This window comes from Streptomyces sp. CBMA123, assembly GCF_014596465.1.
Classification (GTDB): Bacteria; Actinomycetota; Actinomycetes; order Streptomycetales; family Streptomycetaceae; genus Kitasatospora.
Genome location: NZ_MECK01000310.1, coordinates 1 through 5691, shown reverse-complemented (window position 1 = coordinate 5691; position 5691 = coordinate 1). Strand labels below are relative to the sequence as shown.

6 protein-coding genes are annotated in these 5691 nt (G+C 72.0%); all 6 read right to left on the bottom strand.

Annotated elements, in window-relative coordinates:
• A partial coding sequence (locus BG452_RS28445) for a hypothetical protein (protein ID WP_188307216.1) occupies positions 1–297 on the bottom strand: 297 nt, incomplete at its 3' end.
• Positions 298–554: 257 nt separating this feature from the next.
• Complete coding sequence (gene truB / locus BG452_RS28440; RefSeq protein ID WP_188307215.1) at positions 555–1484, bottom strand: tRNA pseudouridine(55) synthase TruB; 930 nt, start codon at positions 1482–1484, stop codon at positions 555–557.
• Positions 1485–1570: 86 nt separating this feature from the next.
• Complete coding sequence (locus BG452_RS28435; RefSeq protein WP_188307214.1) at positions 1571–2674, bottom strand: DHH family phosphoesterase; 1104 nt, start codon at positions 2672–2674, stop codon at positions 1571–1573.
• Between the two features lie 2 nt (positions 2675–2676).
• A complete protein-coding gene (gene rbfA / locus BG452_RS28430; RefSeq protein ID WP_188307213.1) occupies positions 2677–3117 on the bottom strand; it encodes a 30S ribosome-binding factor RbfA in 441 nt (146 codons plus the stop codon).
• A 153-nt stretch (positions 3118–3270) separates the two neighbouring features.
• Positions 3271–3567, bottom strand: coding sequence for a DUF503 domain-containing protein (locus BG452_RS28425; RefSeq protein ID WP_030311386.1), 297 nt, complete (start codon positions 3565–3567; stop codon positions 3271–3273).
• 136 nt (positions 3568–3703) lie between these two features.
• A partial coding sequence (infB, locus tag BG452_RS28420) for a translation initiation factor IF-2 (protein WP_188307212.1) occupies positions 3704–5691 on the bottom strand: 1988 nt, incomplete at its 5' end.

Sequence of the window (5691 nt, the reverse complement as noted above, 5' to 3'; positions counted from 1 at the left end):
GGCCCCCACCGCGGCCACCGGCAGCGGCAGCGGCGGCACCGGCAGCCCGCCGACGGCGTCGGTGCGCAGCAGGGCGAGCCCGTGCTCGGGCAGCGGCAGGACCGCGTCCGGGCCGAGCACCCGGGTCTGTCCGCCGGGGGTGTGCAGCACCACCCGGTCCAGGCCCGCCACGGCCTCGTGTGCGGTGAGCACCCCGCCCTGCGGGTCGGCGGCGAACCCTAAGCCGTGCAGCCGCCCGTTGAGGTCGCGGATCCGCAGCAGGTACCGCTCCGGATCGCCTTCCGCAAACCCCGGCATGAACGCCCCCTCGACCGTCGACCGGGCCCGTCGCCCGCTCGCCGCCGGGAGCCTGCCCGCCGCCGGGGCGCCCCGACCGCGCCTGCGCCGTTCACCACGGCGGTTCACCTCGCGCGCTCCCCCGCACGGGTGATACCCCCGGTTCGGGTGAAGGACCCCCTCCGGTGATTCCTCCACCGGTGCCCCCGAGGGTGCCCCCTGCATGCGGAAACCCCCGCCGGGAGGACTTCCCGACGGGGGGTGACAGCACGCCCTGCTCAGCCGACGAACACCGCGACCGGCTTCGCCTGCCCGCCCTTCTCCTCGACCAGCGCGAGGAAGCGCCCGTCCGGCCCGAACACCGCGATCGGCCCGTCCACGCCCAGCCCGGGCGCCTTCAGCCGGGCGCCGTGCGACAGCTTCTCCGCCGAGTCCTCGTCCAGGTCCCAGCGCGGGAAGGCGGCGTCCGCGGCCGCCGCGATCGGCAGCACCTCCAGCGGCGCGCCGGACTCGCCGGTGACGGCGGCCTCCAGCTCCTCCAGGGTGCGCGCCGACTCCACCCCGTACGGCCCGACCCTGGTGCGCCGCAGCGCCGTCAGGTGCCCGCCGACGCCCAGTCCGGCGCCCAGGTCGCGGGCCAGCGCCCGGATGTAGGTGCCGGAGGAGCACTCGACGGTGACGTCCAGGTCGATCACCGGCGTGCCGTCCTCGGCGACGGCCTCACGCCGCGCCTGGACGGTGAAGGAGTGGATCGTGGTCGGCCGGGCCGCGAGTTCGAAGTCCTCGCCCTCGCGCACCCGGGCGTACGACCGCTTGCCGTCGATCTTGATCGCGCTGACCTTGGACGGCACCTGCATGATCTCGCCGGTGAGCGCCGCGATCCCGGCGTCGACCGCCTCCCGGGTGACGCCGTCCGCCGGGGCCGAGGCGGTGATCTCGCCCTCGCGGTCGTCGGTGACGGTGGTCTGGCCGAGCCGGATGGTCGCCTCGTACGTCTTGGCGGTCAGCATCAGGTGGCCGAGCAGCCGGGTGGCCCGCTCGACGCCGATCACCAGCACCCCGGTGGCCATCGGGTCCAGCGTGCCGGCGTGCCCGACCTTCCGGGTCCCGGCCAGCCACCGCATCTTGGCGACGACCCCGTGCGAGGTGATGCCCTCGGGCTTGTCGACGATCACCAGGCCGTCCGGGCCGGTGCCTTTGCGCTTCATCGAGTTCTTTCTCCAAGACATGCGGACATGCGGACGTGCGGTCGTACGAACATGCGGACGTGCGGGAGTCGCTCCCCGCAGGACGGTCAGGGGCAGGGCCGCAGCGCGCCCCGGAACCGCTCGACCACGGCGGCGACGTCCTCCCGGGCGCTGAACCCGGCCGCGAAGACGTGCCCGCCGCCGCCCAGTTCGGCGCAGGCGGCGGCCACGTCCACCGCCCCCTTGGAGCGGGAGGAGCCGCGCAGCGTGCCGTCCGGGTCCTGCTTGAGCACCAGCGCCACCTCGGCCTCGGCCGGCCGGCGCAGGATGTCGATCAGTCCCTCGATCTCCTCGACGGTGACGCTGAACAGCGCCAGGTCCTGGTAGGGCACCCAGGTCCACACCAGGCCCAGTCCGCCGGCCGCGTCCGGCTCGTAGACGGCCCGGTCCAGCGCGGCGGCGAGCACCTTGAGGTAGCCGAAGGAGGAGGTGTCCCACAGCTGCCGGGAGATCAGGTCGTGCCGGATCCCGGTGGCCAGCAGCCGTCCGGCGAGTTCGTGGGTGGCGGGCGTGGTGGCCCGGTACTTGAAGGAGCCGGTGTCGGTGGCGACCCCGGTGTAGAGGCAGGTGGCCAGGGACTGGTCGAGTTCAACGCCGAGCCGGCGCAGCAGCTCGTCCACCAGGACGGCGGTGGCCGGCGCGGACGGGTCGATCAGCTGGTGGGTGCCGAAGCCCGGGTTGGAGGCGTGGTGGTCGAACACCACCAGGACGGGCGCGGCGAAGGCCTTGTCGTGCAGCAGCCCCAGCCGGCTCTGCGCGGCGACGTCGAAGCAGAGCACCAGCTCGGGCACGTCCGGCACCTCAGCGGCCGGCACGATCAGCTCCTGGCCGGGCAGGAAGGCCAGCGACTCGGGCACGATCTGCGGGTCGTCGCCGAAGGAGACCCGCACGTGCTTGCCGAGCCCGCGCAGCGCCAGGGCCGCCGCCAGCGAGGAGCCGAGCGCGTCGCCGTCCGGGCAGATGTGGCAGATCAGGTCGATCGAGCGGGCCCGCCCGATCTCCGCCACCACCTGCTGCCAGAGCAGCTCGAAGCCGCTCTCCTCGGCGCGCGGGCCGGGGAGCGCCGCGAGGGCACCCTCCACCGTGCTGGTGGAGGACGCCCCCGTGGTCGTTCCGGCTCGCGAGGCGGCCTGCGCCGACTCACCCGCCATGACTACTCGTCCTCGTCGTCACGCTCGGCCGCGGGCACCCGGTACGGGTCCGCGTCACCGGCGTAGGTCGCGCCCGCGGCGGTGGTGCGCACCGCCGCGTCGATGGCCTTGGCCCGGTCGAGCAGGTCGTCGATGTTCCGGGCGTTCTCCGGCAGCGCGTCCGCGACGAAGGTCAGCGTGGGGGTGAAGCGCACCCCGATCTTGCCGACCTCGGAGCGGATCACGCCCTTGGCGCTCTCCAGCGCGGCCGCGGTGGCCTCGCGGTCGGTCTCGTCACCGAAGACGGTGTAGAAGACGGTGGCCTCGCGCAGGTCGCCGGTCACCCGGGTGTCGGTGATGGTCACGAACCCCAGTCGGGGGTCCTTGATCCGCCGCTCCAGGGTCTGGGCGACGACCACCTGGATGCGGTCGGCGAGCTTGCGCGCCCTTGCGGTGTCGGTCACGTTGCCTCCTCGTGCAGTGGGCCCGGTACCCGGGCGAGCTGCGCACCCGTCGGGGCCCATGCCCCAAAATACCGGCCCGCGCCCGGCCTTGCGGGCGCTCTCGGTCCTGATCTGTGTGAGAACGGCGACTTCCGCCGGCCGGCTCCACAGCTCTCATTCGTCGTCGTCGTTGTGGTACCTCCTCCTCGCGGAGAGGAGCTGCACCTCGGGGCGGCCGGCGACCAGCCGCTCACAGCTGTCCAGGACCTCGGTGACGTACCCGGCTTCGCCGGCGACCACCGCGAGGCCGATCTCGGCCCGGCGGTGCAGGTCCTGGTTCCCGGTCTCGGCAGCGCACACGCTGTACTTGCGCTGCAGTTCGGCCACGATGGGCCGCACGATCGAACGCTTCTCCTTGAGCGAGTGGACGTCGCCCAGCAGCAGGTCGAAGGTGAGTGTTCCCACGAACATGTATGACAGGTCTCGCCGACCTGGAAGGCCTCGGGAAGCCGGTCCGGAACCGGGCCGGCTTCCCAGGACCCTACACAGCGAGACCGGGGCCGGTCGACGGAAATACCTTCCGTCGACCGGCCCCGGCTGACACCGACTAGGCGCGCGGCTTCTCGCGCATCTCGTAGGTCTCGATGATGTCCTCGACCTTGATGTCGTTGAACGACCCCAGGGTGACACCGGCCTCGAAGCCCTCGCGGACCTCGGTCGCGTCGTCCTTGAAGCGGCGCAGACCCTCGATGGTGAGGCTCTCCGCCACGACCTTGCCGTCGCGGATGAGGCGGGCCTTGGCGTTGCGGCGCAGCAGGCCCTCGCGGACGATGACACCCGCGATGTTGCCGAACTTGGAGGAGCGGAACACCTCGCGGATCTCCGCGGAGCCGAGGCGCACCTCCTCGTACTCGGGCTTGAGCATGCCCTTGAGGGCGTTCTCGATCTCCTCGATCGCCTGGTAGATGACCGAGTAGTACCGGACGTCCACGCCTTCCTTGTCGGCCGCAGCGCGCGCACGGCCTTCGGCGCGCACGTTGAAGCCGATGATGATGGCGTCCGAACCCATCGCCAGGTTGACGTCGGACTCGGTGATCGCACCCACACCGCGGTGCAGGATGCGGAGCTCGACCTCCTCGCCCACGTCCAGCTTGACGAGGGCGTCCTCGAGGGCCTCGACCGAACCGGAGACGTCACCCTTGATGATGAGGTTGAGCTGCTCGATCTCGCCGGCGGCGATGGCCTTGTCCAGGTCCTCCAGGGACACCCGGACCCGACGCTGCGCGAAGGCGGCGTTGCGGTCGCGGGCCGAGCGCTTCTCGGCGATCTGACGGGCGGTGCGGTCCTCGTCGACGACGATGAAGCTGTCGCCGGCGCGGGGCACCGAGGTCAGACCGAGCAGCAGCACCGGGCGGGACGGGCCGGCCTCGGCGAGGCTGTTGCCGTTCTCGTCCAGCATGGCGCGGACGCGACCGTAGGCGTCGCCGACCACGATCGAGTCGCCGACGCGGAGGGTACCGCGCTGCACGAGCACGGTCGCCATGGCGCCGCGGCCCTTGTCGAGGTGCGCCTCGATGGCGATACCCTGCGCGTCCTGCTCGGGGTTGGCCCGCAGGTCGAGCGAGGCGTCCGCGGTCAGGACCACGGCCTCCAGCAGCTGGTCGATGTTGAGACCCTGGCGCGCGGAGATGTCGACGAACATGGTGTCGCCGCCGTACTCCTCGGCCACCAGACCGAACTCGGTCAGCTGACCGCGGACCTTGGTCGGGTCGGCGCCCTCGACGTCGATCTTGTTGACCGCGACCACGATCGGCACACCCGCGGCCTTGGCGTGGTTGAGCGCCTCGACCGTCTGCGGCATGACACCGTCGTTGGCCGCGACCACCAGGATCGCGATGTCGGTGGACTTGGCACCACGGGCACGCATGGCGGAGAACGCCTCGTGACCCGGGGTGTCGAGGAAGGTGATCGGGCGCTCTTCGCCGTTGACGACCGTGGCGACCTGGTAGGCACCGATGTGCTGGGTGATGCCACCGGCCTCGCCGGCCACCACGTTCGACTTGCGAATGGCGTCCAGCAGGCGGGTCTTACCGTGGTCGACGTGACCCATGACGGTGACGACCGGCGGGCGCGGGGCCAGCTGGTCCTCGTCGCCCTCGTTGGCACCGAAGTCGATGTCGAACGACTCCAGCAGCTCGCGGTCCTCGTCGTCCCGGCTGACGATCTCCAGGATGAAGCCCATCTCGCCGGCCAGCAGCTCGAGGGTCGCGTCGGAGACCGACTGGGTCGCGGTGACCATCTCACCGAGGTTGAACATCACCGAGACGAGCGCGGCCGGGTTGGCGTTGATCTTCTCCGCGAAGTCCATCAGCGAGGCGCCGCTCGACAGGCGAACGGTCTGGCCGTTGCCGCGAGGCAGCATCACACCGCCGACGGACGGGGCCTGCATGGCCTCGTACTCCTGGCGCTTCGCCCGCTTCGACTTGCGACCGCGCGCCGGGCGACCGCCCGGGCCACGACCGAAGGCGCCCTGCGTGCCACCACGGGCACCCGGGCCGCCGGGACGACCGCCGAAGCCACCGGGACGCGGGCCGA

Coding starts and splice junctions, on each gene's coding strand:
- BG452_RS28435 (WP_188307214.1), bottom strand. CDS start 2,674: ATGGCGGGTGAGTCGGCGCAGGCCGCCTCGCGAGCCGGAACGACCACG.
- truB (WP_188307215.1), bottom strand. CDS start 1,484: ATGAAGCGCAAAGGCACCGGCCCGGACGGCCTGGTGATCGTCGACAAG.
- BG452_RS28425 (WP_030311386.1), bottom strand. CDS start 3,567: ATGTTCGTGGGAACACTCACCTTCGACCTGCTGCTGGGCGACGTCCAC.